This window comes from Apibacter sp. B2912 (genome assembly GCF_009827835.1).
Lineage (GTDB): Bacteria > Bacteroidota > Bacteroidia > Flavobacteriales > Weeksellaceae > Apibacter.
This window is the reverse complement of record NZ_WINV01000017.1, coordinates 1-811: the sequence shown is the minus strand read 5'-3', so window position 1 is coordinate 811 and position 811 is coordinate 1. Positions and strand designations below refer to the sequence as shown.

Here is an 811-nt window from a genome sequence, read left to right as displayed (position 1 = left end):
AATCAAAGAAAAATAGCAGAAATAGCATACGGCAATCGTAAGGAATTAGGAAATAAAGGAGGAGAAGACGGCTGGAGATTTTAAGGAAGGGGACTTCTTCAGATAACCGGGAGATATAATTACGGTAAAATTCAAGAGCAAATAGATCAACAAGCGCCCGACAGTGGTTTTAATGTATTTACCTCGGCAATTAATGAAAAAGGCTATACCCCGTATCAAGCAGCCCTTACCGGAATGGCCGACTGGTATAAAGATAAAATGTATTTGGAAGCAGATAAGACCGGTCAATACTCCGATGATAGGGTTGTGGAAATGATTGTTGATATACTAAATCAAAACACGAAGTCACATCCTAAAAGAAAAATATGGTACAGAGGAGGAAAAGAAGGGAAATTATCCGTAGCCGTTGAAAACTCAACTAAGGTCCTATTTAAGGTAGCAGAATGTGAAAAGGTAAACAAGCCGTTAGACTATATTGATGGCGATTTAAAGATACAACAGGGAATAGACTGGTTATTAACCAAAGCCATAAGCCAGGAAGAAGCAGAAGCAGGAAAATCGTATAAAGTAAGATATGCCAACGATCAAAACCGAGTAGAAGAATCGGGAGAAAATACGATGGATTGTTCGGAATTAGTGTGCCGATATTTACAAAAAATAGAATGGAGTAAAAAGGTAATGGCAGGAAATACAAGGATACTGCATGACTTCGGGGAAACCTATTCGGAATATTTACTGAAACATGATGATATAAATTACAAACCTCAAAAGGGAGATATATTTATATGGAAAAATAAAAGCGGAGGAATGG

The 811-nt window shown here is 37.5% G+C and carries 1 protein-coding gene; it reads left to right on the top strand.

Annotated elements, in window-relative coordinates; translation table 11 throughout:
• Positions 1-234: 234 nt before the first annotated feature.
• The coding region (locus GFV01_RS10025) for a peptidoglycan amidohydrolase family protein (protein WP_160567211.1) at positions 235-811 on the top strand (577 nt) is incomplete at its 3' end.